Origin of the sequence: Streptomyces sp. 11-1-2 (genome assembly GCF_003595545.1) — a bacterium.
Taxonomy (GTDB): Bacteria; Actinomycetota; Actinomycetes; order Streptomycetales; family Streptomycetaceae; genus Streptomyces; species Streptomyces hygroscopicus_B.
The window spans coordinates 199,931-225,383 of sequence record NZ_CP022545.1 but is presented as its reverse complement, the minus strand read 5'-3'; the positions used below and the strand labels follow the sequence as shown (position 1 = coordinate 225,383).

Annotated in this window: 26 protein-coding genes and 5 pseudogenes; 22 read left to right on the top strand and 9 right to left on the bottom strand. The window is 68.3% G+C overall.

Features of this window, described 5'->3' with window-relative positions:
• Positions 1-49: 49 nt before the first annotated feature.
• Positions 50-363: pseudogene (locus tag CGL27_RS01065) on the bottom strand (chlorophyllase); the annotation flags it as partial.
• Positions 360-1,325, bottom strand: a complete 966-nt coding sequence (locus CGL27_RS01060; protein ID WP_119983825.1) for a glycoside hydrolase family 6 protein — start codon at positions 1,323-1,325, stop codon at positions 360-362. The gene CGL27_RS01060 and the pseudogene CGL27_RS01065, both read right to left, overlap by 4 nt.
• Positions 1,326-1,971: 646 nt before the next feature.
• On the opposite strand from CGL27_RS01060, the gene CGL27_RS01055 reads away from it, so the two are divergent.
• From CGL27_RS01055 to CGL27_RS51335, 7 genes and pseudogenes are all read left to right on the top strand, one after another.
• Positions 1,972-2,988 (top strand): LacI family DNA-binding transcriptional regulator, encoded by a 1,017-nt coding sequence (locus tag CGL27_RS01055; protein ID WP_240450298.1) that lies wholly within the window; start codon positions 1,972-1,974, stop codon positions 2,986-2,988.
• Positions 2,989-3,212: 224 nt separating this feature from the next.
• A complete protein-coding gene (locus CGL27_RS51345) occupies positions 3,213-3,545 on the top strand; it encodes a hypothetical protein (protein ID WP_240450297.1) in 333 nt (110 codons plus the stop codon).
• Positions 3,546-3,577: 32 nt separating this feature from the next.
• Complete coding sequence (locus CGL27_RS01045; RefSeq protein WP_119983824.1) at positions 3,578-4,486, top strand: alpha/beta hydrolase; 909 nt, start codon at positions 3,578-3,580, stop codon at positions 4,484-4,486.
• A gap of 66 nt (positions 4,487-4,552) precedes the next feature.
• Positions 4,553-5,578, top strand: a complete 1,026-nt coding sequence (locus tag CGL27_RS01040; protein WP_078638031.1) for an endo-1,4-beta-xylanase — start codon at positions 4,553-4,555, stop codon at positions 5,576-5,578.
• 213 nt (positions 5,579-5,791) lie between these two features.
• Complete coding sequence (locus CGL27_RS01035; protein WP_119983823.1) at positions 5,792-7,210, top strand: non-reducing end alpha-L-arabinofuranosidase family hydrolase; 1,419 nt, start codon at positions 5,792-5,794, stop codon at positions 7,208-7,210.
• Between the two features lie 486 nt (positions 7,211-7,696).
• Positions 7,697-8,347, top strand: a pseudogene (locus tag CGL27_RS51340) (NADP-dependent oxidoreductase); the annotation flags it as partial.
• 98 nt (positions 8,348-8,445) lie between these two features.
• On the top strand, positions 8,446-8,724 hold the full coding sequence (locus tag CGL27_RS51335) for a hypothetical protein (RefSeq protein WP_240451076.1): 279 nt from the start codon (positions 8,446-8,448) through the stop codon (positions 8,722-8,724).
• 272 nt (positions 8,725-8,996) lie between these two features.
• Here the strand turns inward: CGL27_RS51335 and CGL27_RS01025 are convergent, their stop codons facing one another.
• Complete coding sequence (locus tag CGL27_RS01025) at positions 8,997-9,350, bottom strand: 2-oxoglutarate and iron-dependent oxygenase domain-containing protein (protein WP_119983822.1); 354 nt, start codon at positions 9,348-9,350, stop codon at positions 8,997-8,999.
• A gap of 92 nt (positions 9,351-9,442) precedes the next feature.
• Between CGL27_RS01025 and CGL27_RS01020 the strand changes: the two genes are divergently transcribed.
• The gene (locus tag CGL27_RS01020) at positions 9,443-9,958 is read left to right on the top strand and encodes a helix-turn-helix domain-containing protein (protein WP_119983821.1); all 516 of its coding nucleotides are present in this window, start codon (positions 9,443-9,445) and stop codon (positions 9,956-9,958) included.
• Positions 9,856-10,500: a transposase gene (locus tag CGL27_RS01015; protein WP_346345720.1), complete on the top strand. Its 645-nt coding sequence runs from the start codon at positions 9,856-9,858 to the stop codon at positions 10,498-10,500. Before CGL27_RS01020 ends, CGL27_RS01015 begins: the two co-directional genes overlap by 103 nt.
• A 185-nt stretch (positions 10,501-10,685) precedes the next feature.
• Here CGL27_RS01015 and CGL27_RS01010 read toward each other — a convergent pair whose 3' ends face one another.
• Positions 10,686-10,883, bottom strand: coding sequence for a hypothetical protein (locus CGL27_RS01010; protein WP_119983820.1), 198 nt, complete (start codon positions 10,881-10,883; stop codon positions 10,686-10,688).
• 1,178 nt (positions 10,884-12,061) lie between these two features.
• On the opposite strand from CGL27_RS01010, the pseudogene CGL27_RS01005 reads away from it, so the two are divergent.
• Positions 12,062-12,817 (top strand): annotated as a pseudogene (locus CGL27_RS01005) (PP2C family protein-serine/threonine phosphatase); the annotation flags it as partial.
• Between the two features lie 114 nt (positions 12,818-12,931).
• Here the strand turns inward: CGL27_RS01005 and CGL27_RS49740 are convergent.
• Positions 12,932-13,105: a hypothetical protein gene (locus CGL27_RS49740; protein WP_205587584.1), complete on the bottom strand. Its 174-nt coding sequence runs from the start codon at positions 13,103-13,105 to the stop codon at positions 12,932-12,934.
• A 255-nt stretch (positions 13,106-13,360) separates the two neighbouring features.
• Here CGL27_RS49740 and CGL27_RS01000 point away from each other — a divergent pair, with 255 nt between their 5' ends.
• The 9 genes and pseudogenes from CGL27_RS01000 to CGL27_RS51325 all read left to right on the top strand — a co-directional run.
• Positions 13,361-14,218, top strand: coding sequence for a hypothetical protein (locus tag CGL27_RS01000; RefSeq protein WP_162952832.1), 858 nt, complete (start codon positions 13,361-13,363; stop codon positions 14,216-14,218).
• A 26-nt stretch (positions 14,219-14,244) separates the two neighbouring features.
• Positions 14,245-14,691 (top strand): hypothetical protein, encoded by a 447-nt coding sequence (locus CGL27_RS53395; RefSeq protein ID WP_346345718.1) that lies wholly within the window; start codon positions 14,245-14,247, stop codon positions 14,689-14,691.
• Entirely contained in the window at positions 14,688-15,704 is a 1,017-nt protein-coding gene (locus CGL27_RS00995) for an IS3 family transposase (RefSeq protein WP_346345717.1), read from the top strand. Before CGL27_RS53395 ends, CGL27_RS00995 begins: the two co-directional genes overlap by 4 nt.
• A gap of 254 nt (positions 15,705-15,958) precedes the next feature.
• Positions 15,959-16,120 (top strand): hypothetical protein, encoded by a 162-nt coding sequence (locus CGL27_RS49735; RefSeq protein ID WP_162952831.1) that lies wholly within the window; start codon positions 15,959-15,961, stop codon positions 16,118-16,120.
• A gap of 266 nt (positions 16,121-16,386) precedes the next feature.
• Complete coding sequence (locus tag CGL27_RS00990) at positions 16,387-16,758, top strand: DUF6247 family protein (protein WP_119983818.1); 372 nt, start codon at positions 16,387-16,389, stop codon at positions 16,756-16,758.
• Positions 16,759-16,805: 47 nt separating this feature from the next.
• Positions 16,806-17,039: a hypothetical protein gene (locus tag CGL27_RS00985; RefSeq protein ID WP_240450296.1), complete on the top strand. Its 234-nt coding sequence runs from the start codon at positions 16,806-16,808 to the stop codon at positions 17,037-17,039.
• 313 nt (positions 17,040-17,352) lie between these two features.
• A complete protein-coding gene (locus CGL27_RS51330; RefSeq protein WP_240450295.1) occupies positions 17,353-17,793 on the top strand; it encodes a transposase family protein in 441 nt (146 codons plus the stop codon).
• On the top strand, positions 17,751-18,974 hold the full coding sequence (locus CGL27_RS00980) for an ISL3 family transposase (RefSeq protein ID WP_240450294.1): 1,224 nt from the start codon (positions 17,751-17,753) through the stop codon (positions 18,972-18,974). Before CGL27_RS51330 ends, CGL27_RS00980 begins: the two co-directional genes overlap by 43 nt.
• Before the next feature lie 380 nt (positions 18,975-19,354).
• Positions 19,355-20,089, top strand: a pseudogene (locus CGL27_RS51325) (IS5 family transposase); the annotation flags it as partial.
• A gap of 203 nt (positions 20,090-20,292) precedes the next feature.
• On the opposite strand, the gene CGL27_RS00970 reads toward CGL27_RS51325, so the two are convergent.
• The 4 genes and pseudogenes from CGL27_RS00970 to CGL27_RS00955 all read right to left on the bottom strand — a co-directional run bounded on the left by CGL27_RS00970 (position 20,293) and on the right by CGL27_RS00955 (position 23,702).
• Entirely contained in the window at positions 20,293-20,844 is a 552-nt protein-coding gene (locus CGL27_RS00970) for a hypothetical protein (RefSeq protein ID WP_119983816.1), read from the bottom strand.
• Between the two features lie 113 nt (positions 20,845-20,957).
• Positions 20,958-21,092: pseudogene (locus CGL27_RS51320) on the bottom strand (HAD family hydrolase); the annotation flags it as partial.
• 127 nt (positions 21,093-21,219) lie between these two features.
• The gene (locus CGL27_RS00960) at positions 21,220-21,498 is read right to left on the bottom strand and encodes an HPr family phosphocarrier protein (RefSeq protein WP_119983815.1); all 279 of its coding nucleotides are present in this window, start codon (positions 21,496-21,498) and stop codon (positions 21,220-21,222) included.
• A gap of 107 nt (positions 21,499-21,605) precedes the next feature.
• A complete protein-coding gene (locus CGL27_RS00955) occupies positions 21,606-23,702 on the bottom strand; it encodes a transketolase (RefSeq protein WP_240450293.1) in 2,097 nt (698 codons plus the stop codon).
• Positions 23,703-23,949: 247 nt separating this feature from the next.
• On the opposite strand from CGL27_RS00955, the gene CGL27_RS00950 reads away from it, so the two are divergent.
• Genes CGL27_RS00950 through CGL27_RS00940 form a run of 3 tightly spaced genes read left to right on the top strand, consistent with a single transcriptional unit; the run spans position 23,950 to position 25,451 of the window.
• Positions 23,950-24,678, top strand: a complete 729-nt coding sequence (locus CGL27_RS00950; protein ID WP_162952830.1) for a GntR family transcriptional regulator — start codon at positions 23,950-23,952, stop codon at positions 24,676-24,678.
• A gap of 39 nt (positions 24,679-24,717) precedes the next feature.
• Positions 24,718-25,173, top strand: a complete 456-nt coding sequence (locus CGL27_RS00945) for a PTS sugar transporter subunit IIA (RefSeq protein WP_119983813.1) — start codon at positions 24,718-24,720, stop codon at positions 25,171-25,173.
• Positions 25,170-25,451 (top strand): PTS sugar transporter subunit IIB, encoded by a 282-nt coding sequence (locus CGL27_RS00940; RefSeq protein ID WP_078638023.1) that lies wholly within the window; start codon positions 25,170-25,172, stop codon positions 25,449-25,451. The genes CGL27_RS00945 and CGL27_RS00940 overlap by 4 nt, the downstream gene beginning before the upstream one ends.
• The last annotated feature ends 2 nt before the right edge of the window (positions 25,452-25,453 follow it).

Sequence of the window (25,453 nt, the reverse complement as noted above, 5' to 3'; positions counted from 1 at the left end):
ATCCAAACCAGCAGGTCATCCCGGGTGACATGATTCCCGGCACCCACAGGGTCATGTCCTCGGCGCGCGAGCGCCAGAAGAAGGGCGCTCCGGGGCGTCGGCGACCAGGCGGCTCAGGGTCCTGGAGGGGAGGTGGGTGGGCTGGATGACGACGAATCCGTGGGCGGCCCAGAAGTTGACCAGCGGCGCGTAGCCGTTCAGCGAGGAGAGGTTGTTCGAGGGGCCTTGACCGTGGGAGAGCAGGATGACGGGCAGGCCAGTGCCGGTCTCGGGTGCGGAGACGCGTACTTGGAGGTCCACGGGACGTCCGGGTACGGGACAGCAAGCGGGCGCAATGGCATGAACCAGACCGTGGTGGATCAGTAGCCGTAGATCATCTTGTAGGCGGCCTCGGGGAGGAACTCGCCGGCCGAGGAGCCGGCTCCGACGCCGCAGTTGCCGTCGGACTCGCCCGGGGTCTTGATCCACAAGAGCATCTCGGCGCCTCCGCCCATCTGGGTGGGGGTGCCGATGCGGCGGCCCGAGGGGTTGCACCACTGGCCGTTGGAGCCGTTGCCGTTGCGGCTGGTGTCCACGACGAACGGCTTGGTGTAGCCGTAGCGGGCGTTGAGTTCGCTGTTGACGGCGTTGCCGTAGGCGGTGTTCTCGACCGTGGTGAAGTAGTTGGAAACGTTGAGGGAGAAGCCGTGGGCCTGTCGAAGACCGGCTTCGTGGAGGCGCCGGGCCATGGCCGCCGGGTCCGCCCAGCCCGGGTTGCCGGCGTCGAGGTAGACCCAGGTGTTGGGGGCCTGCCGGTTGAACTGGGCGAGGGCGCCGGTGAGCATGCCCTCGCGTTCGTCGATCTGAGCCTGGGTCATGCAACCGTAGTCCCCGAGAGAGTCCGGTTCGAGGATCACGACAGCCGGGCGGTTGGCGATCCCGCCGGCGAACTGGGCGATCCAGGTCGCGTAGGCGGACGGCGAAGCGGCCCCGCCCGCGGAGTGTCCGCCGCAGTAGTCGCGGTTGTATATGTTGTAGGCGACGAGGATGGGTAGTTTATCGCCATTGTTCGCGGCGCCCACGTATGCGCCGGTGGCGGTGCCGATGGTGCCGCTCCAGGAACCGAACCAGCGGGCCATCGGGGTATTGGCGATGAAGGCGTTGATCGCGGGCGCCCGGCCGTCGCCGGGGTTGGCGGCGGCCCACCTCTTCGCGCTGGAGTCGGGGTCCACGTAGAACCCGTTGGTCATGGTGGTCGGGTCGGCCGCGTGGGCGGACGGTGCGATGGCGAGCGCCAGCGGCAGAGCGAAGAACGCTGCCACCAGGGCGCGGAGTCTGTGGCGCATGACTGTACCTCGATTTCCTGACAGGGATGCGTCGCCCGCTCTCGGTCACGAGCGAGCGACGTGCTGAGGAAGTGCGGTGGTACGAGGCCCGCTTGTGCCGGCGACTCCCTGGTGCAGGCGACAGGGCCGAAGGTTGGCGGCGAGTATTGGGAGCACTCCTAATGGGAGCGCTCCCAATGGCGCTGAGAGTACTTGGGGCGTGGGAGGTATCGTGTTGTGGGCTGGTGAAACTGTCAAGGGTCGACGTAACAACTCGCCCTTCACGGGGCGAGGGCAAGGCTCTGCGGCCTCAAAATTGGAAGCGCTCCCAACCCTCCGGTCCCTGACGGACCCGTACTCGTCCTCCGTCGCCCGCCGGGCCGGTGGCAGCGGAATGAGCCAGGGTGAGACGCGTCCCGTCCGATCGAGAGGGAAGAGCACATGGCTCATGGCAGAAGACGCGACGCGATCTGGGGCCGCCATCGATTTCCCGACCTGGCTTGTTCGGCCGGCAGAAGGCGGTGCAACTTCACGAGGGGCCGCGAGTGTCAGAATGACGGCTCGCAGGCGGTGTTGAACGTGTGGGTGGCGTACGTGACCCGGCGGGCGGCGAGTCCGTCGGGAGCGGGGAAGAGTGGTCGTGGTGGACAGTCGTGGGGGAGCGTCGGTGGACAGCGGGAAGGCCGCGCGGAGTGGCGGGCCGACGTCGGTGAAGATCGCGCACATAGCCGAGTTGGCGGGTGTGTCGGTGCCCACGGTGTCGCGGGTGCTCAACGGCCGGCCAGGGGTGTCCGACGAGACCCGGGCCCGGGTCGAGGAACTGATCAACGAGTACGGATACCGCAAGTCCTCGGACAACAAGCAGAGGTTCGTGGAGCTGATCTTCCGCGAGCTGGAGAGCATGTGGGTGGGGGAGATCATCCGCGGTGTCGAGGAGGCGGCCCGCAGGAACCACGCGGGCGTCGTGGTCTCCAAGTTCGGCCTGCACGACGCCGACGCCTCGGTCGACGACACCGTGGGGCGACGCCCGCTGTGTGTCCTGTCCGTGTTCCAACTCCCTGAAGCGGAACGGGAGCGATTCAAGGCGAAAGGCATCCCTTACGTCGTCTTCGATCCGGTCGACGACGTTCCCGACGGCGTGCCCTATGTCGGTGCCACCAACTTCAAGGGGGGCCAGTCCGCGACGCGCCACGCGCTGTCCCTCGGGCACCGGCGCATCGCGATGATCGACGGTCCCGATCACGCGTTCTGCCTGGCCCGGGCGGCGGGCTACCGGTCCGCTCTCGAGGCGGCCGGACTGCCCGTGGACCCGGATCTGACGGTCCGTGCCCAACTCACGCGGGAGGGCGGCCAGATCGCGGCCCGCACCCTGCTCGGCAGGCCCCAACGGCCCACCGCGATCGTCACCGCGAACGACATGCAGGCGTTGGGCGTCTATCAGGCGGCCCGCGAGGCCGGGCTTCGTGTCCCGGAGGACCTGAGCGTGGTCGGTTTCGACGACATGCCGGTCGCTGTCTGGGCGGATCCGCCGTTGACGACGGTGCATCAGCCCTTGAGTGAAATGGGCGCTGCCGCAACGGAGTTGGCCCTCGCGCTGGGCCGCGGCGAGAGGGTTCCGCAGCTCGGTCTGGAGGTCGCCACGGAACTCGTGGTCCGCCAGAGCACGGCACCGCCGAGGAGCTGAGCGCGGCTCTGCCGACACGTCGGGTGCGGCATGCGGCGTGCGGCGAGAAATTTTCACGCAAGAGTTTCTGTTCCCAGGTTGAAAATCTTGCGCACACAGGATTGACCGAGCTCCGTCAAGCGCCTCATCATTCCTACGTCCGAAGGTCCGGTCGCCGTTCGAGATATCGACCAGACTTCGTGCTTCACCGCATGTGCACCAGATGAGCCGCTATGGAGTCGCCCATGCCCTTGTTACATCGCCATGCCTATGTGGCCCTGCTCATCGCCCCGTTGGCGGCGTGCTCGGCCGTGCCCGCGAAGGGAGCGACACCGGCGGGCACCCGCCAGCAGGACCTGCCGGGCAGTTTCCGCTGGTCGTCCACGGGATCGGTGATCTCACTCCAGCAGGACGGCAGCGCCATCGGCAGCGACGGCAACCGCAACGACCAGACCATGACCGTTGACCCCTGTCGGCTCCAACTCCTCTACCAGGGCCGCAACCCCAACTCCAGCGGCGAGTACTCGCAGTCGCCCTACCGGCTCGGCCTGGCCACCCAGACCAACCCCACCTGCTGAGACCTCCCTGTCCCCCACGCAAGGAGTTACACATGTCGACCAGTCGACGCACCTTCCTCGGCCTGACCGCGGCCGCGACAGCGGGCCTGAGCATTCCCCTGCTCGGCTCGGCACCGGCTTCCGCCTCAGGCGCCGAACCGGCCGCGCCCGCCGGACAGTTCGCCGTCGGTGTACGCCAGTTCAACTGGAGCCGCGGCGCCCGCTCGCTGTTCACCAAGGTCTTCTACCCCACCCCCGGAGCCCCCGGCGGCGCCCCCATACCGAACGCCCCTCTCGCCGACGGTGTCTTCCCCGTCGCCGAGTGGAGCCACGGCATGTACGGCAACTCCGACTCGTACGCCTCGCAGACCCACGCGATAGCCTCCGCCGGCTTTATCTGCCCCGCCCCCTCGTTCTCCGACAACACCAATCTCGGCTCCGTGTACGGAGGCGAATGGTCGAGGGACGTCTCCGAGGTCATCACCCGGACCCTGGCGCTCAACGGGAGCACGGGCGGCCCCTTCGCCGGGCACATCGACACCGCAGCCGGCGTCGGCGTCTCCGGGCACTCGATGGGCGGCATGACCACCCACGGCCTGGTGACCGCCTGGCCCGACGACCGCATCACCGCCGCGGTCCCGGTCGCCTGCGTGGACATGGGCACCCCCGCCGCCTCGGTCCGTGCGGGCGTGCTTTTCATCCACGGCGACAAGGACCCGACCTGCGACTACGCCCTGGCCCGGCGAGCGTATGAGGAACTGCCCGCACTCAAGGCATTTCTCACCCACCTCGGCGCGGACCACGCCGCATATCTGAACCCGGGGTTCCCCACCTTCGACCGGACCCAGAACACCCTCGTGGACTGGTTCCGGTGGCGGCTGTACCACGACACGGCTGCCCGCGACCGTCTCCCGGCCGATGCCACCGGCGCCGGTACCCGCTGGGAATCCGCCCTCTCCTGACGGCCGCGGGCCGGACGAATTCCAGGCCCTGCACCGCCACCCACCCCTATCAGAACGGGATCCGCAATGACCGACAGATCCTCCCGAAGGCGTACCCCGCGACGCGCCCGGACGGCGATCGGCGCCGCGGCGACCGGCGTCACGGCGGCAGCGGCCGTCCTGGCGTTCTCACCCACCGCTCATGCCGCCGACACCCTCGGCGGTGCGGCCGCCCAGAAGGGCCGGTACTTCGGCGCCGCGGTCGCACCCCACCTCGGTGAGACGGACTACGAGTCCACGCTCAACCGGGAGTTCTCCAGCGTCGTCGCCGAGAACGCGATGAAGTGGGACGCCACCGAGCCGAGCCCGAATCAGTTCAACTTCAGCGGCGGCGACCAACTCGTCAACTACGCCCAGCAGCGCGGCAAATGGGTACGCGGCCACACCCTGGTCTGGCACGCCCAACAGCCCGGCTGGGTACAGGGATTGGCCGGCGACTCCCTGCGCCAGGCCATGCGCAACCACATCAGCAAGGTCGCCGCCCACTACGCGGGCAAGATTGACTCCTGGGACGTGGTCAACGAGGCGTTCGAATGGGACGGCGGCCGCCGCCAGTCCAACCTCCAGCAGCAGCTCGGCAACGGCTGGATAGAGGACGCCTTCCGCACCGCGAAGTCAGCCGACCCCAAGGCCAAGCTCTGCTACAACGATTACGGCACCGACGGCATCAACGCCAAGAGCGACGCCATCTACCGGATGGTCCAGGACTTCCGCGCCCGCGGCGTCCCGATCGATTGTGTCGGCTTCCAGAGCCACCTGGCCTCGAACTCCGACCTCGGCACCTATCGGCAGAACCTCCAGCGCTTCGCCGACCTCGGCGTGAACGTGCAGATCACCGAGCTCGACGTCGGCGGCTCCGGATCGGCGCAGGCCAATGTGTACCGGCAGGTCGCCCAGGCGTGCGTGGCCGTCGCCCGCTGCAACGGCATCACCGTGTGGGGCGTCACCGACAAGTACTCCTGGCGCGCCCAGGAAACCCCGCTGCTCTTCAACGGCAGCTACCAGAAGAAGGAGGCGTACGGCGCGGTCCTCGCGGTACTGAACAGCGCCTGAATTCGGCCGGGGCCCGGCGGTCGTTTCGCCGGGCCCCGCATCGGGACTGTCATGATCCTGGGCCCTTCGAGATCCAGGCCGGTGGCGAAGGCCCTTCACGGGCAGGGGTCGTCCGGTCCCCAGGCACCACTATGAACCGCGCACCACATCGGCAGTCCGGGCAGCCTCTGACGGGCCATCCGGAACCGCGTACTCAAGGATGACGAGGTACCCATGCGCAGACGAAGTATCAGCCCCAGACATCTGTCCGGGGTGTTCGCCGCTGCGGTTGCGACCCTCCTCTTGTTGGCGTCGACGCTCGTCGCCAACCCGGCTCAGGCTGCCACCAGCGGTGCCCTGCGCGGTGGGGGTTCCGGCCGGTGTCTCGACGTACCGAACGCCAACCAGACCGACGGCACGTCCCTACAGCTCTGGGACTGCTCGAGCGGGACCAACCAACAGTGGACACGCACGGATAGCAGTCAGTTGACCGTGTTCGGCAACAAGTGTCTGGATGTCCCGGGCCACGCCACGACGGCCGGTACCCGGGTGCAGATCTGGACCTGTAGCGGCGGTGCCAACCAGGAGTGGCGAGTCAACTCCGACGGCACGATCGTCGGCGTGGAGTCCGGGCTCTGCCTGGACGTCTCGGGTGCCGGCCCGGTCAACGGCACGGCGGTGCAGATCCGGACGTGCAATGGCGGCAGCAACCAGAAGTGGACCGGCCTGTCCGGGACTCCGGGCGACACGTGCGCTCTTCCCTCCGCGTACCGGTGGACGTCGACAGGTGTGCTGGCGCAGCCGGCGAACGGGTGGGTCTCACTGAAGGACTTCACCAACGTCGTGTACAACGGCAAGCACCTGGTCTACGCCTCGAACGTTTCGGGATCTTCGTACGGCTCGATGGCGTTCGGCCCCTTCACGAACTGGTCGGACATGGCGTCGGCCGGCCAGACCGGCATGAGCCAGTCCGCGGTGGCGCCCACGCTGTTCTACTTCGCGCCCAAGAACATCTGGGTACTGGCGTATCAGTGGGGCGCCTGGCCCTTCATCTACCGCACGTCGAGCGACCCCACCAACCCCAACGGGTGGTCCTCGCCGCAGCCGCTGTTCACCGGCAGCATCCCCGACTCCGGCACCGGCCCGATCGACCAGACCCTGATCGCCGACGGCCAGAACATGTACCTGTTCTTCGCCGGTGACAACGGCAAGATCTACCGGGCGAGCATGCCGATCGGGAACTTCCCGGGCAACTTCGGCTCCTCCTACACGACGGTCATGAGCGACACGCAGAACAACCTGTTCGAGGCGCCGCAGGTCTACAAGGTCAAGGACCAGAACCAGTACCTGATGATCGTTGAGGCGATCGGTGCGAATGGGCGCTACTTCCGCTCGTTCACGGCCTCCAGCCTGAGCGGTTCGTGGACCCCGCAGGCCAGCAGCGAAAGCAACCCCTTCGCGGGCAAGGCCAACAGCGGTGCCACCTGGACCAACGACATCAGCCACGGTGACCTGGTCCGCAACAACCCCGACCAGACCATGACCATCGACCCCTGCAACCTACAGTTCCTCTACCAGGGCAAGTCCCCCAACGCGGGCGGCCCCTACGACCAACTGCCCTGGCGGCCGGGCATCCTTACTTTGCAGCGCTGACCTGCCTGATCCACGATGATCGCGATCTGGTGCGGTCCACCGGTGCTCAGAGGCACGGTTGCCGGGGGTCGGTTGTTCTTCTGTGCTGGTCGAGGTCAAGTGGCACCCCGGCCCTGCAAGGGCCGGGGTCGGAAGGGTGGTGGCCAAAACGCCGACGGTGCCGCTGAGACCCGCACGCCGCTCTTCGGCCGGACGTGACGACCGGTGAGAGTCGACGTGGCGCAGCAGCCGTCATACCCCGGCCACCGGCGGACTGCTGCGGAACCTGTGCGCGATCATCGCTTGGACGGGGGCCTGCGCCGACCATAAAGGCACGCTGTCCTATTGCGCGCGATCAAACCAAACTGATATTGGTTCAGTGTTGAGCGGCGACAGCGAGAAGACCGTGAATCCCGGAGTGGTGTTGATGAACCAAGGCTCCTGCCATCTCAGCGGCATCGCACAACCTGGACTACGCCTCATGCTGCCCGTCACGGTGGTACCGGCATGATGCGGACTGGACGGGAGATCCGGGTCAGGGCATACCCGGCCGGCAGCGTCAGCCCGGATGACTTCGAGTTGGTCGAGGTCCCCGTGCCCCGGCCCGGGCCGGGGCAGGTGCTCGTACGCAACACGTGGACATCGGTGGATCCAGGCCTTCGGCTGCGGCTACGTCCCGACGCCCCCTCCGGCTATTTCGCCGCCTTCCCACTCGGACGCCCCATGGACGGCATCATGACCGTGGGGGAGGTGGTGGAGTCCCGGGCCGAGGGCTTCGCCCCGGGTGACATCGTGTGGCACGCCCAGGGCTGGCGCGACTATGCGGTGGTGGACGCGGGTGCCGAGCAGCTCAGCGGCCTCGGCACCCTGACACACCTGGATGTCGACGAGTGCGAGCCGCAGTGGTATCTCGGCCCGCTGGGCGGTATGGGATTGACGGCCTACGCGGGCCTGCACGTCGTTGACGCGCTACGAGGTGGGGAGACGGTCTGGGTCTCGGCCGCCGCGGGGGCAGTGGGCAGCTTGGCCGTGCAGATCGCACGGCTCATGGGTAATCGGGTAGTGGCCAGCGCGGGCACCGATGACAAGGTCGACTGGCTGCGGGACCGCCTGGGCGCGGACGCCTTCAACTACCGGGTGGAAAGCATCGAGGCGAGGCTGGGCGACATCGCGCCCGACGGAATCGACGTCTATTTCGACTCGGTCGGGGGACCCACCTCGAGGCTGCCCTGTCACACCTGCGGAGGGGTGGGCGCGTGGCGATGTGTGGCTCGATCTCGGAGTACGAGTCCGGCTCGGCCGGGCCACGGAATCTGTTCCTCGCGGTGTCCAAGGACCTGCCCCTTCGCGGGTTCCGCGGGAGCAGCAACCTGCATCTCATGGGGCAGATGCAGCGCCAGATGGCCGGGTGGCTCCGCGACGGCGAGATGGAGCATCGCGAGACGGTGTTCGCGGGCTTGGAGTCGGCTCCGCAAGCGCTGACGGAACTGATCGCCGGCCGAACGACCGGAAAGACACTCGTCCGCCTCAGCTGACCCGATCCCCCTCGGCGATGCACAGGCGAGCCGCTGTGGACGCACTTCCGGGACCACCCGCATTACGCCGACGTCATCGACGCCTTCCGCACCGGGAGTGCTGGAGTCGGCGCTGAACGCGCCGGAATTCTCAGGGACTTCGGACGCGGTCAGCAGCGCGCCGATCGCGGCGGTGACGCTGGTGCGCGTCACGGTCACGCCTTGCCCCGGCCGAGCGCGCCGAGCGTCGCCACATCCGCTTTTGAGCCGCACACGAGCGGACTCATCCGCGCTCACGGTCCGGTGGCGGCCGACACGGGGGTCTGTTCGCGCAGGCACCAGGCGAGTGCGGCCGGCCATGGGCCGTAGCCGTCTTCGGGGGTGATGTGGCCGGCGGCGGGGAGGACGTCGCAGTCCAGGTTGAGCGCGGCGCTCCACGCGCGTGGGTTGGCGGGCGCGTATGGATCGGTCGCCGAGACGACCACATGCGGTCCATGACCGACGATGACGAAGAACCCGGAATTCACGCGTGCCTGGTCGATTGCCTCGGCGATCGCGACGCGTCCCTGATCCGTGCCCTTTGAAGACAAGTCGATGACGGGTACGAAACCACAAGCAGCGGTGGCGGCTACCTGGTTACCTTGCATGACCAATCTCTCCTCTTCGGTTGCTTCTCGACCTACTGAGTTTTTCGTTAGTTCTGTGGGTGCAGGGGCTTCGGCGGTGTGAGCATGTTGGTGTGTCTTCCGAGTCGCAGGCCGTTGTTTCCGACGTCTCCGTTCTGCCGCTGACGCGGCCGCAGTTGGCCGAGGCCCGGCGCATGCGCGCGGTCGAGTTGTTCGAGCAAGGACGTTCTTCATCCGTGGTTGCACGGATGGTGGGGATCCACCCCGAGAGCGTGCGCCGGTGGAAACGCCTGTGGGAGCAGGGTGGGGTTGAGGCACTGCGGCGGCGTCCGGCCACCGGGCGGCCGCCCAAGCTGGATGACGCGCAAGTGGAGCTGTTTCGGACCGCGTTGGAGCAGGGCGCTCAGGCGCACGGGTTCGAGGCGGATCTGTGGACCTTGGAACGGGTCGGCGTGGTGGTTGAGCGGGTGACCGGGGTGAAGCTGGCCCGGGCATCCGTGTGGCGCCTGCTTACCGGGCGGCTGGGGTGGAGTCTGCGGCGGCCCATGCGTCAGGCCGTCGAGCGGGACGAGTCCGAGATCGCCCGGTGGGTCGCCCAGGAGTGGCCACGCATCAAAAGGGGGTGGTGAAGAAACGTGCCTGGATTGTGTTCTTCGATGAATCGGGTGTATCGCTGCTGCCCCGGGTTCGCCGCACCTGCGCACCCCGCGGGCGCACTCCCACGCTGCGGCACCGGCTGAACTGGAAACGAGCCGGGATGGCCGCCGCGCTGGGCTACCACGCCGCTGACCTTGGACGTGGCCCGCGGCTGTGCTTCCACCTCAAGCCGGGCAGCTATGACACCACTTTCTTGATCGAAGTGTTGGAACACGTCAAGACCTTCTACGCCGGCGAGTCGGTGGTGTTGGTGTGGGACGGACTGTCGGCCCGCTGGAGTCGGAGCATGCGGGCCTGGGCGGCCGAGCAGGACTGGCTGAGCTTGAGCGGCTGCCGGCCTACGCACCCGAACTCAACCCAGTGGAACTGCTGTGGTCGGCCATCAGGGCCCGCGAGCTGGCCAACCTCGCCGGCGACCACCTCGCCGATGTCGCCGACGCGGCCGAACGCGGCATCCACCGGATCTGCTCCAACGAACAACTCCCGTGGTCCTTCCTCACTCACACCGGATTGACAATTCATCCTGAACCACCACGGAACTAACGAAAACCTCAGTAGTTCGACGTTTCGAGAGTGCTGGCAGTGGGCCGGGGTGGAGGCGCGGCGGGCGTATGCGACCGAGCAGAACCGCCGCTGTTTCCGCGCGAACCTGAACGGCGCGGACGCGGTTGCCGCCGTGACGAAGGCCGCTCCACAGCCTCACCGGTTGATCGCAGAGAGAGCTGCAAGGCACAGGGTGAGGCAGGCTGCGAAGGTGACGCCGCCGCGGGTGAAGGCTGCTGGGATCGTCGCACCGTCCCAGCGGGCCAGGACGAAGGATATGGCCGCGGTGATGGTGGAGAACAAGGCTGCCACGGCCAGGACGAGGAGTAAGAAGGCTGGGGATGTGTGGTCCATGAGTGCACCGCCTGGATCGTGTTGTCGGTGAGGATGACCACGATTCCTGGGCAGAGCTTGCGGGCGGTCCGGTTGGATGGTTCTTCGGTGACAACGAGGGGTTGTCCGCCGAACAACTGAAGGGGGAAGGCACGTGGGTGGCGGGAGGAACCGACACGGGGCGACCGTGGGCACCGCCGCGGGGGTCGTGCACCGAGATCAATCAGCTCGTTGAGCTGGTGCGGTCCTGGATCGACGAGTCATCGGTTCCGGTGAGCCAGCTGCACCAGCGGCTCACACCGGAGCATTTCGTTGCCCGGGCTGTGCCCGAGCTGCGTCGGCTGCGTGACCTGCTGGCCGGTGACGGGCTGGAGTGGGACGTGGTCGAGGCCGTGGCCGACGTGTGCTTTCCGGACGACTCCAGCGACCGGTGTACGCCGCGCCTGGAGGCGGCAAGAGCGTTATGGGACCGGGCACAGACCAGTCCCACACCGCTCGCCGGGGCGCAGGAGCTGGCGCTCGCCAGGGAGCTGCTGGCGGCCAAGGACCGCACGATCGAGATCTACCAGGAGATGCAGCGGCTCCAGACGGCCTACGAGGCGAGCGAACGGGGCCGGTACCAGGTGCTGCAGATCGCCACCCTGCTCTTCGCCATGGCCGGCCAGGCCCAGGCACAGGTCACGGAACTGAAGCGCCGGGCCGACGCTCTGAAGCCGCTGTCGGACCGGCATCCGCAGGAGCACACGGCACTGGAACTGCGTCTTTCCCGGGCGCAGCGGCAGCAGGCGGAACTGAGCGAGCAGCTGTCCCGTGCCGAACAAGAACGGGAGACCGCCCAGCGGGTTGCCGACCATGCCGCCCGCCGCATCCAGATCCTGGAAGACGAGCTTGCCGAACTGCGCTTCCGGATGGGGCATGATGACCCGGCTCCGCCGGAGAATCCGGCCCAGCAGTCACCTCAGCCCAGCCTCGGTGCCACCGGCCACGACGATGCGGTCCTCGATGAGGAACACGCGGCCGTTCAGCAAGCGGCTGACGACCTGGGTTACCAGGTGCCTTCCCCTCCAGCCGCTGGCACTTTCGGGATGAGGACCGTCCCCGGACAAATACACCGTGCGGCCGAACCACGCGCTTCCTCCCGGGCGGAGCAGCCCCAGAGCGCCGCGCGATTGTCCGGGACAATCGCGAACAACTGGCGGCAGTTGCGCAGCCGCATCAGCCGACCGTGGCGGCGCGGCGGCTGGATGCGCGTCGATATACGTGAACCCATCCGGAGGCATAGCAAGCTGCCCAATCTGCCGGGCGGCTGGCACCGTGAGATGTCGTTCCGCCCGGCGCCCGGCCAGTCCTACTCCGGTGACTTCGTCGTCGCCGCTCGCACGAACCATGGCCGCATGTTTGAAGTGGCGCTGACGGACGTCTCCGGCAAGGGCATAGAAGCGGGCTCCCGCGCCCTCCTTCTGTCCGGCGCTTTCGGCGGCTTGCTGGGCTCCCTTGAACCTCCCGCGTTCCTTCCCGCGGCGAACAGTTATTGCCTGCGACAGGACTGGGACGAGGGCTTCGCGACCTCGATCCATCTCGCCCTGGACCTGGTTTCGGGCGACTACGAACTCTTCTCCGCCGGCCATCTGCCCGGCCTCCAGTACAGCGCGGGCAGGGACCGCTGGGAGGAGAAGGCCGCAGACGGCCCTCTCCTCGGGGTCTACGACGGTGCCCAGTTCAACCCGGTCCAGGGCTCGCTCCGCCCCGGTGATGTTCTGATGCTCTACACAAACGGCCTGGTCGAGACTCCGGGGCGCGACATCACCGAGGGCATCGACCGTCTCACCGGTGAGGCTGACCGCTACATAGCCGACAACGGGATTCACGGCGCATCCTGGCACCTCATCGAGGCGGTGGCGCAGGACGTCAACGACGACAGGGCCCACCTTCTGATCAGCCGCGACAGGGAGTGAACCACGTCGCCGGGAGACAGCGCGCGTTCCGGCACTGTGCCGGGCCCGTGCCGAACGCACCCAGCTGGCCAGCAGGCTGGATGCGGAGCTTTCGAGGAGGGACTGGGGCTTCGGTCAGAAAGGCACAATCCGGGTGAGGACCACGTCGTGGGTGTCCCGGTTGATGCGGTACTCGGCGATGCCGCGCCCGCCGGGGATCAGGACTTCTCGCCAGCCATCATCGCCCTCCAGCGGTGTGCTGCCCTTCAGCCACGGGCCCTCGGCGGTGGACACCGTCAGGGCGACCACACATGCTCGACACCTACGCCTTAGGAACCTCCCGGCGCGCTGAGCCCTTGGCGTGCCGGGAGCACGCCACCGCGTAGACCAGGCCGAGGTCGGCGGAGGGGACGGGGAGGCGGCCGCTCGTATCGGTCGCAAGCGCTTCGGCGCGATCCAGTCTCCCGGGCGGGCGGTACGGAGTAGGTTCATCGCTCCGGGCTCGGACTGGGAGGGGACAGGGTGGGGTTGCTGCGTTTTCCTGATCTGGAGGATCTTGGGCGGTTGAGCGGGGTGGAGTGGGAGACGCTGCGTTCGTTGAACCGAGCGTGTGTGGATCTGGAGCAGGAGTGGGAGGCGGCTCGCGTCCAGGCCGGCCGTGCCATGACGCGGTTGGAGGTTGCCGAGGGTTACACGGCGGACCGCGAGTTTCGGTACCACGTGGCGGCCGTGGACGCGGCGTGCGAGCCCGCTGCCCAGTACGAGCGGCGGATCAGCGAGATCACCTGGCGGTACGCGAGCGCGAGTGTGCTGCTCGGTATCACGGTTCTGGACCGGCTCGTTTCCGGCCGGCCCCCACTGAACCGGAGCGTGGTGAAGCAGCTCGCATCCACCGAGCCCACCCTCGGCCAGTTGCGGGAGGCGTTCTCCATCCCATCGAGTCGGCTGCGTGCGGCCCGCGATGCCAAGGAGCAGCAGTACGGCGAGGAGCAGCGCGAACTGCTGCTGGCGGGCTTGGAGGGGGCCTACTACAACGTCATGCACCAGGAAGTCGACGGCCGGCGCAGAAGCAGGGAGGAAGCCGACGGGTGTCGGCTGACCGTGGTCTCCGAAGAGGGCATGGACCCGTTCTGGGACCACCTGTTGCAGCCCGTCCTGCATCTGGCCGAGTCGTTGCCGTACGAGATCTCCTGCTCGCTTCCGTACCTGGGTGCCTACCGGCACGTTGTCCCTCGGGAGTCCGACGCGCCGGTAGGCCATCGGCCGGGCGCAGGAAGAGAGGTCACCGGACTACGGACCGTGCTGGAGTGCTCCACATCCGCCACGGCGCTGCGTCAGGGACCCGACGCTGGTGCGGGCCCGGCGTGCCCTCCCTGTCAGACTCTCGTGAGACATGAGGACAATCGAGTCTTCTGTTGTTAGTAGGGCGAGAACAGGATCTTTCGAGCGTGACGCTGAGCAATGCCGATCTCCTGGCCGGTGTGGCCGATGATGAGGTCGTGGGCAAGAAGAAGCGCGGTCCCCGCGCGGGCGGGCCGAAGCGGCGGACCTTCACCGCGGAGTACAAGCTGCGGATCGTGGAGGAGTACGAGCGGCTGACCGAGCCGGGCGCGAAGGGCGCGCTTCTGCGCCGTGAGGGGTTGTACCACTCGCACATCATCGACTGGAGGACCGCCCGGGACGCGGGCGCACTGGATGCGCTGGCCGCCAGGCCGTCCGGACCGACGGGCAAGAGCGCGGCCGAGAAGGAAGCCGAGCGGCTGCGGGGGGAGAACGAGAAGCTGGCCGCAGAGCTGGCCAAGTCCCAGAAGGCGCTGGCCATCCTGGGAAAAGCACACGAGCTCTTGGAACTGCTCTCCGAGAGCGAGGACTCCGAGCCCAAGCGGAGGAAGTGATCACCGAGGCGTTCGCCGCCCTGGAGTCGGTCGTCGGGATCAAGCCGGCCTGCGAGCTGACCGGCCGCTCGCGGGCCACCGTCTACCGGCAGCGCCACCCCAAGCCCCGCGTGGCCGGGCCGCGCCGGCCGCCGGCAACGCACCCGGCGGCCCTGTCCGAGCTGGAACAGGCACGGGTACTGAGCGTGCTGCGCTCGCAGCGGTTCGTGGACAAGTCCCCCGCGCAGATCTGGGCCACCCTGCTGGACGAGGGCACCTACCTGTGCTCGGTGTCCACGATGTACCGGCTGCTGCGTGAGCACGGTGAGGTCCGCGAGCGCCGCGCGCAGGCCGCCCACCCGCCCAGGACCAAGCCCGAGCTGGTGGCCACCGGCCCGAGCCAGGTGTGGACCTGGGACGCCACCAAGCTCAAGGGCCCCGACCGCGGGATGTACTACGACCTGTTCGTGATGCTCGACATCTACTCCCGCAAAGCGGTCCACTGGCTCGTCGTGCCGCGCGAATCGGCCGCACTGGCCAAGGAGTTCATCGAAGACGCCTTCCGCGCCAACGGCGGGGTCGTCCCGGACGTGGTCCACGCCGACCGGGGCACCTCGATGACCTCCAAGCCAGTCGCCCAGCTGCTCGTCGATCTGAACATCGTCCGCTCGCACTCACGGCCACGCGTGTCCAATGACAATCCGTACTCGGAAGCAAACTTCAAGACCCTGAAGTACTGCCCGGTCTTCCCCGACCGGTTCGGCTCACTGGCCGACGCCCGCGCCTTCTGCCAGCGGTTTTTCACCTACTACAACACCGTCCACCGGCACTCCGGCATCGGACTGCACACCCCCGCATCCGTCCACGACGGCACCGCAGTCACGATCCGAGCCCGGCGGGCCGACGTCCTGGCCGACGCCTACGCCACCAACCCGCACCGGTTCCGCCGAAGACCGACGCCACCCCGCCTCCCGAAGGCGGCCTGGATCAACCAACCCGCCAAGGAGAAGCATCAGGAAGAACCCGCAGCCTGACGTGTCTCACCGAAATTGACAGGCACCGGTGGATCCTCCATCTGTGCCCCGCTCATACCGAGGGGCTTGCCTCGTGGCCCGGTGCATGCACGGACGCCCCTGAGCTCGCACTGGAATGCGGAACGGTCATCGAATACCGCACCACCGAACAGCTTCTGCAATCCCACGCTGACCTGTGGCTCACCAGATTGACGGGCCTGCGGCCCGGAATCCCCAAGAGAACCTGGGCTGATCTTCTTGCGCACGCGCACCAGGTGCTGAGCGCCCGTCTCGAAGGTTCTGACACCGGCGAAGACAGCCCACTGGCGAGCGTGGTGACGATGGTGGACATGGCGCGCCGGAATGCGACCGAAGGCAACCTCCAGCAGGCCACAGTCCCCCTCAGCTACGCCGAGACGCTCGCCCTCCGGCTGTGACGCCTGAACGGCGCGATGCTCGACACCTTCCAGCGCGCCACCTGCGTCTGGGCCCCCTCCATCCGTGTCGGACCTTGGTGCGCCGGAAGCCCTCCGGCGCGGGCCCGCCGGGTTCGACGCCTGGCGAGCGCGATATCGTGGAGGGCCTGATGTCTGCTCGTATCCCTGGCCTGACAGGGAGGGGCGCCCCGCGTGCCCAAGGGCCCCATAGCTACCAAGCCGCGGATGGTCGCGGCTCCAGTGAGCACGACACGGAGCGAGGCAGCATGAGCGAGGCAGTAGCCGACGGAAACGGCGCCCTGATCCCGCAGCCCAAGGCGACCGCGGAGGAGCTGCGTGCCGCGTTGGTGCGGATCGCGCCGAGCCAGGCGGCCGCATTCGACGCCAACCGGACGAAGGCGATGACGGCCGCTCGTGAGCATGTGGACGCGGCGCCGATGCGGCGGTTCCTGCGACAGTGGGCGTTGACCGTGGCGATCGAGCGCCACCCCGCCCGCGCAGCACGCCTGCGCGAGCTGGAGGCACGCGCCGCGCAAGTGGAGGACCTGACGGAGGCCCGCGCCATCGCCACCGAGGTGTCCGCCATCCAGACCGAGGCGGCAGACGAGGCGGGTATCGACCGGCGGGCTGGCGGGTGACCGGCGAGAGTGGATGGCGGTGGGAGTACGAGCCCGGCTTCGAGCACGTGGCGAAGGGACTGCCTGAACGCGTCGTCGCTGAAGTGGAGAGGCTCGCCGGACAGCTCGTCGACCTGGCCGAGATGGGGATCGACGTCACGGACATCGGAGAAGGCCCGCGTCCAGGGGTCGCCGACGGCGTGCGGCGCCTTCCCCTCCTCGAGGACGGTTTCATGCTGGCGCTGCCCCGCTTACAGCTGATCGCCATCACGTACAGCTGCCCGCCGTTCGCAGACCTGTAGCTCCCTCCAAGCGCCGTAACTCATCGGTCCGGCTCAACGAGGTGAAGGGGCTGCGTCCGCCGGACAGTGGCGGACGCGACACCGACGCAGAATGCGTCCGGTTCCTATTTTCCCACGTCCAGGATGGGCCGGTGATGGCGGAACGGGTGTTCCGCCCCGGTAATTCTCCCCTGGCTAGGGCGGCTTCTATCGGGGTCTGGCACAAGTTCTGCGCGCTGGCTACGCCTTGTAGTTGTTGATCTCTCTCTGGACAGTGCGGAACTCGCCTTGAAATCGCTCCTCGTGCGGGTGGTGCGGCTGACATTCGGTGGCCGTGAACGAGGTGTTGTACCGGCTGCAGGAGTTGCTGTTCCCGTCGATCCCGGGTGTGGCGGTCGTGGCGATGCGCACGGACGGCGAGGCACTACTCATAGAGGCCCGGTGCACGCCGTCCGGGGCTGCCTGCCCGGACTGCACCCAGTGGACGGAGCGGGTTCACAGCTCCTACCTTCGGTTTCCGGCAGACCTGCCCACTTCCGGTCGGAGAGTCCAACTCGCGTTGAGGGTTCGGCGGTTCCTCTGCACGGCCGAAGCATGCAGGCGCCGGACGTTCGCCGAGCAGGTCCCGGGACTGACCCGCCGCCATGGCCGGGTCACCGAGCGGCTGCGGCAGGCCATGGGCGCGATCGGTCTGGCCCTCGCCGGCCGGGCCGGCGCCCGCCTCGCCCACTCATGGGAATTGCCACCAGCCGCACCACGCTGCTGCGTCGCGTGATGGACCTGCCCGACCCGACCACCCCAGAGCCGCGAGCCGTCGGCGTGGACGACTTCGCCCTGCTGCGCGGCCACGTCTACGGAACCGTCGTGATCGACGCCGAGACCCACCAGGTCCTCGACCTGCTGCCCGACCGCGACGCAGCCACCCTGGCCCCTTGGCTCCAGGCCCATCCCGGCATCCAGGTCATCTGCCGCGACCGCTCCGGCGCCTACGCTGAGGCAGCCGCCACCGCCGCACCCCAGGCCCTCCAGGTCGCCGACCGCTTTCACCTTTGGCAGAACCTCGCCGCCGCGGTCGAAAAGACCGTCGCCGCCCACCGCACCTGCCTGCGCGATCTGCCCCCGGCCAGCCCAGAACCGGAGCCCGCCTGGGAGACGCCCGCCGAAGCGACATCCGATCAGGACAACGAAAAGGCGGATCCGACCGGCAGATTCGCCGAGCGGGCCCGCGCCCACCACGCCCTCGTCCATGAACTCCTCGACCAGGGCATGGGCATCCGCCACATCGCCCGCCACCTGAGCTGGGGACGCCACACCGTCCAGCGGTACGCCCGCGCCGCCCGCTGGCAGGACATGGTCAAGGGCCGCAAGCGCCAACTCCCCAGCAAACTCGACCCGTTCAAGCCCTACCTGGCCCAACGCTGGGCCGAAGCCGACGGAAAGGTGACGATCCTCGACCTCTACCGCGAAATCACAGGCCGCGGCTTCCGCGGCCACTACTCCACCGTCCGCGACTGGGCCCGGCGCGACCTGCCCCGGCCAGAAGGCGTCACGCTCGCTCCGCCACCACCGTCGGTGCGGCAGGTGACCGGCTGGCTCACCCGGCACCCGGCCACCCTCACCGAGGAGGAGAAACTGCACCGCAAAGTCATCCTCGATCGCTGCCCCGAGCTTGCGTCCGCGGCTGAGCTGACCAGCTCGTTCGCAGAGATGCTCACCACACTCAGCGGTACCCGCCTGCCCGAGTGGATCAACGAGGCCGCGGCGGCCAACCTTGCTGGCATCAGCAGCTTCGCCGTCGGCCTGCACAGCGACTTCGACGCGGTAACCGCCGGGCTGACCACCGACTGGAACTCCGGCCCAGTCGAAGGAACAGTCAATCGGATCAAGATGCTCAAACGGCAGATGTTCGGCCGTGCCTGCTTCCCGCTACTTCGGAAACGCGTCCTCCTTGCGTGACGCTGTGTGGTCGGCTGCGGCCTTGCGTCAAGGCTCAGCGCAAGGCGTGACGGCCGGTGGGCTGTTCACGCCACGTGTTCTCCAGACGGAGTCCGTAGAGGCGGCAAGCACAGGTGCAGCACGGACGTCTCCTCCCCAGTCTCCATGTCGGGGCTCGCAGGCTGGCATTATGAGGGCCTCAGTCGGGAGAGGGGGACCCGGTGCGGGTAAGGCTTTCCATAGGCGGAGCCACGACAGAGGAGGAACTCCGCTCGCTGCACGCATGGCTGCTGGCCGACTCCCGGGCGCGACGATACGCTGAGAAGCTGTTCTCTTTTCGATCTTGAGCGGTGGCAGTCGAACGCGGGTTCTCGGTCGGGTGATCCTGCCGTGGCCAGAGCATGAGGAAGGGGCCTCCTGAACAGCTCGTGGGTGTCGAATCCATAGAGCATCAGGAGGCCCCGGTGCCGCAGTCTTCCGTGTCGATGGCCAGGCAGTCCAACTCGGCCGCTCCAACGTGTGATTGCCTCGCGCACGTGTACGGCAACGCGGCTGACCGGCCCGAGCGGCAGCGCCGGTACCCGTCGGACATGACGGACGTGGAGTGGGCTGAGGTCCGGCCGCTGCTGCCGACGCCGGGCTGGATGCGCGGGCGGGGCGGCCGGCCGGAGGGATACTGCCACCGCGCGGTGCTGGACGCGATCCGCTATCTCGTGGACAACGGCGTCAAGTGGCGGGCGATGCCCGCCGACTTCCCGCCGTGGGACCGGGTATACGCATTCTTCCGCCGCTGGCGCGACCACGCCCTGGTCAAGGAGTTCCATGACCGCCTGCGCGGCCAGGTCCGCGAGCGGCTGGGCCGGGACGCGGAGCCGACGGCCGGCGTGATCGACTCGCAGTCCATCAAGGCGGACGCCGTCGTCGGCGCCGACAGCCGCGGCTTTGACGGCGGCAAACAGATCAACGGCCGTAAGCGGCACGTCGTGGTCGACACCCTCGGCCTGCTGCTGGGCGTCATGGTCACCAGCGCGGATGTCGGCGACCGCGCCGCCGCCCAGGTCCTGCTGCACCACGTCACCGACGCGCACCACCTGCTGGCTCTGGTCTGGGCCGACGGCGGCTACACCGGAAGCCTCGTCGAATACTGCCTGGCCACGCTCGCCCTGGTTCCTGGCGATCGTCAAACGCAGCGACGACATGCGCGGCTTCGTGGTGCTGCCCAAGCGGTGGACCGTCGAGTGCCTCTTCGCCCACCTGATGCGCACCTGCCGTCTGGCGCGCGACTTCGAACGCCGCGCCACCAGCGCCGAGGCGATGATCTACTGGTCGATGACCCTGCTCATGATTCGCCGCCTGGCCCGCTCACGCCGCGGGCGAGCGTGAACCGGCCCGATGCCGGCTCGGCCAGCCAGCCGCGCGCGACCAGGCGTTTCGCCTTCGACCGCAGCGCCTCCACCCGCGCCGGCACCACGTCCATGCCGAACAGAGCGGCCATCTCCTGGCAGGTCATCGGCCCCTGCCCGAGCCGGGCCCGGTCCGCGAGCGTCTTGAGGATGCGCTGGTAGTTCGCCGACAACGCCGACCACGCAAGCCCTTCACGCCACACCGGCACCTGCGCCTTCACCTTCGCCGCTTCCGGCGTTGACGATGCCTCCTCGGCCTGCCCGTCGGCGGTCGGTGCTGTCCGGTCGGCCTGGTCGTGGCCATGCTCGGTCTCGTCTGCCGGGGCAAGCACCTCGCCCACCCGCGAGCGAGCGATGGCCCATTCCTTCCAGTCCCGCTCGGCCAAGGCCAGTTCAGCCTGGACGCGGTCGGCCTCCTCCCGCAGTTCGTCCACGCGACGGCGAGCGACGAGCTCGCGCTGTTCCAGCAGCCCCACGACCGACGGCATCCATGGCCTCCACAGCAACGGCGACACGACAGACCACCACTCCCACAGAACCACCGCCCCTATGCCCGACCAGCGAAAACGTCATCCTCAAGCCCGGAAAGACAACAGCTTCTAAGGGGCCAGCCGACTTCTGCGGCCATCTCCGCCACGACCGCGGGACCTATGCGTTCGGTGTCCACCAGTACTCCGTCGCAATCAAAGATGACGAGTCGGGTGTCGCGCAGGGCACGGCGCGGGCGCGTGTTCACGATGACCTCACTTCGCAGAGGGATGCCGGGGCGCCGCGATGGCGGCGCCCCGCTCTGCCGCTGGCAGCGGCAGAGCGGGTACTGGGGCATGAGCCCGGGCGGCCGTCGCCGGTGTCGGTTCCGGGTGTCATCCCTCTTCCCGGGCGTCGTGGTCGAGGGTGAGCAGGACCGCCAGCTCCTCCAGGGCCGCCTCCGCGCCGTCTCCCTCGGCAGCCAGTATCACCGAGTCGCCGTTGCCGGCTCCCAGCGCCAGTACGGACAGGAGACTGCGCGCGTCGACGGGGTTCCGGCCGTCGCGGGCGATGGTCACCTGGACCGGCTGCCTGGCGGCGGTTTGGGCGAACACGGTCGCTGGCCGGGCGTGCAGCCCGCTGCGGGAACCGATGGTGAGGACACGCTGGGGCATCGTGGGTGCTCCTTTGTCTGAGAGCTGGAGGGAGTCGGACTGTCGGGCGTGGCCGCGGGCGCCGCGCGGGCCGCCCCTGCCGTTCGGGTCTGGAGGGCCGGCGGTGTTCAGGACCGTGCGGCCGCGAGAGAAGCCAAGGCAGCGGCCACGACGCCGCGTTCCGTCATGCCGACCGATGCCATCGCCTGCGCCGGGGGCGCGGAGGTGCCGAAGCCGTCGACGGTCACGGTGCGGCCGTGCTCGCCCAGCAGGTCGTGCCAGCCGAACGCACACCCGGCCTCGACGACGACGCGAGCACGGATGGATGGCGGGAGCACTGCGTCACGGTAGGCAGTGTTCTGTTCGCTGAACCATTCCTTGCACGGAACGGAGACGACCCTCGCCGCCACGTCCCGCTGCGCGAGCGCTTCCGCGGCCTTCAGGGCGAGTGGTACCTCACTGCCGCTGGCCATGAGTACCACGTCTGCGGCGCCGTCGGTGTCAGCCACCACATAGGCACCGCGGGCCACACCCTCTCGCACTTGGTCAACCGGCGTCTGCAGCACGGGCAGCGCCTGACGAGCCAGCGCCAGCCCGACGGGCCCCGGGCGGCCAAGTGCGCTCAGCCAGGCGGCCGCGGTTTCCGTGGCATCGGCCGGGCGGACCACCGACAGCCCCGGCATGGCCCGCAGTGCGGCGAGGTGTTCCACCGGCTGATGGGTGGGGCCATCCGCGCCGAGGGCCACGGAGTCATGCGTCCAGACATGGAGCACCTGGAGGTTCATGAGGGCGGCCAGTCGCAGGGAGGGCCGCTGGTAGTCGCTGAAGACCAGGAAGGTGCCGGCGAACGGGGTGTCGTAGCCGACGAGGGAGATGCCGTTCATGGCGGCGGCCATCGCGTGTTCGCGCACGCCCCAGTGGACGTTGCGGCCGCTCAGGCCCCGTCCGCCGTCCTCGTCGGCCGGAAGGAACGAACCACCGGACGCGATGGTCGTGCGGTTGCTGTCGCCGAGGTCGGCCGAGCCACCCCACAGCCGCGGCAGCGTCTCGGCCAGCGACTGGATGACCTTCCCTGAGGCGTCCCGCGGTGCGACCGGGGTACCGGGCTCGAACGTCGGGAGCGCATCGGCGACGGCGGCGGTGTCGACGGGCCGTATGGCATGTGCGCGGGCCTGCGCACGCTCAGGGTGGGCCGCCGTCCATTTCGCGAGTGCCGTGTCCCAGGCGCGGTGCAGTTCAGCTCCCCGGTCGACGGCACGCCTGGTGTGCCGCACAACCCCCGCCGGCACGGTGAATGGCTCGTCGGTGACGCCCAATTGGGCCTTGACCGCGGCGGCTTCAACCGGTCCCAGTGGAGCGCCGTGCGCGGCGGCGGTGTTGACCGCGTTCGGGGCGGGGAAGGCTATCTGCGACTTCAGTGCGATGAGGCTGGGCTGACCGGTGTGTGCGCGGGCGCTGCTCAGGGCCGTGTCGAGCGCGTCGGTGTCGATGTCACCGTCGGCGGCCAGGCCCACGGTCTGCACGAACCAGCCTTGGGCGGCGAAGCGGCCGACCGTGTCCTCACGGGTCGTCAGGTCGGTTGAACCCTCGATCTGGATGCTGTTGTCGTCCCAGATCACCACCAGGTTGTCCAGACGGTGGCGCCCGGCCAGGGCCCCGGCTTCGTAGGAGATTCCCTCCTGGAGGTCGCCGTCGGAGCACAGCACCCATACGGTGCGGGCGGGAACCCCGTCTGCGGCCGCATCTGCCCCGGTCAGCCGCCCCCGGTCCCGTTTCAGGGCCATGGCCATGCCGACCGCGGTGGCGACGCCCTGGCCCAGCGGTCCGGTCGTGGTTTCCACACCGGTGGTGTGCCCGTACTCGGGGTGTCCCGGGGTCAGGGATCCGAACTGCCGGAAGCGCCGCAGGTCCTCCAGTTCGACCCCGTAGCCGGTGAGGTGGAGCTGCGTGTACTGCAGGATGCTCGCGTGCCCGCACGAGAGCACGAACCGGTCGCGTCCCTCCCATGAGGCGTCCGCGGGATCGTGCCGTATGTGGCGCTGGAACAGCAGGTGAGCCACGGGAGCCAGCGCCAGCGCCGTGCCCGGATGGCCGGAGCCGGCCGACTCGACCGCGTCCACGGCCAGGGCTCGCGCCACGGCGATGGCCCGCTCGTCCGCCTCGTCGAGCACCTTCCTGGCCCGGCTGGGGGAGGGCGTGGCCGTCTGCTCTGTTGCGAAGGTCACAGAGACTCCTTGGATAGATCATGACGTCATGATGACTTCGGAAACGTAGCCGATCTCTCCGTGTAAGCACCAGGGATGCTTTGGGGGCGGAACCTCACAGCTCAGCCAAAGGGCACGGGGAGGGGATCCGCCCCATGGCTGCCGACCAGTCCACGTATTTCGCTTCGGTTGCGGCTATTGACGCGTTCAGCAGCCTGTAGTCATCATGACGTCTCGACGACGCATGAACTCGATGAGGAGATCACAGATGGCGGGGCACAAGTACGCGCAAGTGCGCGACCACCTCCTGCGCCGCATCCGCGACCTCCCCGTAGGCGGACAGCTGCCCGCCGAGAGCGTGCTGTGCGCGGAGTACGAAGTGAGCCGCATCACGCTGCGTCGTGCCGTGGACGAGCTGGTCCAGGACGGATATCTCGTGCGCGAGCACGGCCGTGGCACCTTCGTGACCCACCCGCGCTACAACCTGAAGCACCGCGAGCGGTTCGTGAACGAGGTGACCGGCTTCCACACCCAGCTGGCCCGCCAGGGTCACACCGTCACCTCCGAGGTGGTCGCCCAGGAGCGCATGCGGGCCGGGGCGCGGCTGGCGGACGCGCTCGACATCAGCCGGGCCGCATCGGTCATCCGGCTGGAGCGAGTGCGACGGGTCAGCGGAGTGGTGCACCATCTGGCCGAGTCATATGTGGAGGAGGAGCGGTTCCCGGATGTCCTGACCACCGACTTCACCTCCACGTCGCTCTACGTCTATCTCCGCGCGCACCACGATGTGCTGCTCGCGCGCAACGAGATCGTCGTCGGCCTGCACATGTGCAACGAGCGCGAGGCGGCCCTGCTGGGCGTGGCCGATGGGTCTCCGCTGCTGCTGGCCACCTCATCTGTCTTCGAACCGGGCGGGAAACCGGTCATCCACGGCACATCGAAATTCCTCCCCGAGACCGCGGAACTCTCCTTCGACATCGTCGCCGACGTCGAGTAGCGATTCCGGGCGGCCTTGAGAACAACCCTGTAGGTGCACATGCTGAGTGATCTTTTGACCTATGAGAAGATACGTTTCTCCACAGACAAGCTGAGCTGGCGGGAAGCCGTGACCCAGGTCGCCCGGCCACTCCTCGACGCGGGTGACATCACCCCCGGCTACGTCCAGGCCATGCTGGAGTCGATCGCGTCCGGCGGAACGTACATCGATCTGGGCCACGGCATCGCCCTGGCCCACGCCCGGCCCGAGAACGGGGCCGTGCGCACCGCCATCTCGATGCTGCGGCTGGCGGAGCCCGCCCCGCTGCTCGACCAGGCGGAGCACGCGGTCGATCTCTACTTCTGCTTCGCGGCCGTCGACGCCGACGCTCACATGAGTGCCATGGCCTCCCTCGCCCGCATCCTGTCGGACGCCCAGACCCGTCAAGCGCTGCGCGACGCGGCCTCAGCCCCCGATGTCATCACGTTGATCACTCAGTTCGAGGAGTCCCGATGAAGTTCCTGGCCATGTGCAGCACCGGCCTCGGCAGCAGTTTCATGGTGCGCATGAACATCGAGACCATCGTCGGTGAGCTGGGGCTCTCGGCCGTCACGGTCGAGCACTCCGACATCAGCTCCGCCGGACCGGACAGCGCCGACGTGTTCTTCGTGGCGAAGGACCTGGAGGACGCCGCTCAGGGACTGGGCGACGTGGTCGTCCTGAACAGCATCATCGACATGGACGAACTGCGCGAAGCGGTGAAGGCCGCCGCCGCCCGGCACGGGCTCCTCTGACC

What these genes read in the sequence shown, in the direction of transcription:
- CGL27_RS01060 (WP_119983825.1), bottom strand. Translation starts at nt 1,325, where the DNA reads ATGCGCCACAGACTCCGCGCCCTGGTGGCAGCGTTCTTCGCTCTGCCG.
- CGL27_RS51345 (WP_240450297.1), top strand. Translation starts at nt 3,213, where the DNA reads ATGCCCTTGTTACATCGCCATGCCTATGTGGCCCTGCTCATCGCCCCG.
- CGL27_RS01045 (WP_119983824.1), top strand. Translation starts at nt 3,578, where the DNA reads ATGTCGACCAGTCGACGCACCTTCCTCGGCCTGACCGCGGCCGCGACA.
- CGL27_RS01040 (WP_078638031.1), top strand. Translation starts at nt 4,553, where the DNA reads ATGACCGACAGATCCTCCCGAAGGCGTACCCCGCGACGCGCCCGGACG.
- CGL27_RS01035 (WP_119983823.1), top strand. Translation starts at nt 5,792, where the DNA reads ATGCGCAGACGAAGTATCAGCCCCAGACATCTGTCCGGGGTGTTCGCC.
- CGL27_RS01025 (WP_119983822.1), bottom strand. Translation starts at nt 9,350, where the DNA reads ATGCAAGGTAACCAGGTAGCCGCCACCGCTGCTTGTGGTTTCGTACCC.
- CGL27_RS01010 (WP_119983820.1), bottom strand. Translation starts at nt 10,883, where the DNA reads ATGGACCACACATCCCCAGCCTTCTTACTCCTCGTCCTGGCCGTGGCA.
- CGL27_RS00990 (WP_119983818.1), top strand. Translation starts at nt 16,387, where the DNA reads ATGAGCGAGGCAGTAGCCGACGGAAACGGCGCCCTGATCCCGCAGCCC.
- CGL27_RS00980 (WP_240450294.1), top strand. Translation starts at nt 17,751, where the DNA reads ATGGGAATTGCCACCAGCCGCACCACGCTGCTGCGTCGCGTGATGGAC.
- CGL27_RS00970 (WP_119983816.1), bottom strand. Translation starts at nt 20,844, where the DNA reads ATGCCGTCGGTCGTGGGGCTGCTGGAACAGCGCGAGCTCGTCGCTCGC.
- CGL27_RS00960 (WP_119983815.1), bottom strand. Translation starts at nt 21,498, where the DNA reads ATGCCCCAGCGTGTCCTCACCATCGGTTCCCGCAGCGGGCTGCACGCC.
- CGL27_RS00950 (WP_162952830.1), top strand. Translation starts at nt 23,950, where the DNA reads ATGGCGGGGCACAAGTACGCGCAAGTGCGCGACCACCTCCTGCGCCGC.
- CGL27_RS00945 (WP_119983813.1), top strand. Translation starts at nt 24,718, where the DNA reads ATGCTGAGTGATCTTTTGACCTATGAGAAGATACGTTTCTCCACAGAC.
- CGL27_RS00940 (WP_078638023.1), top strand. Translation starts at nt 25,170, where the DNA reads ATGAAGTTCCTGGCCATGTGCAGCACCGGCCTCGGCAGCAGTTTCATG.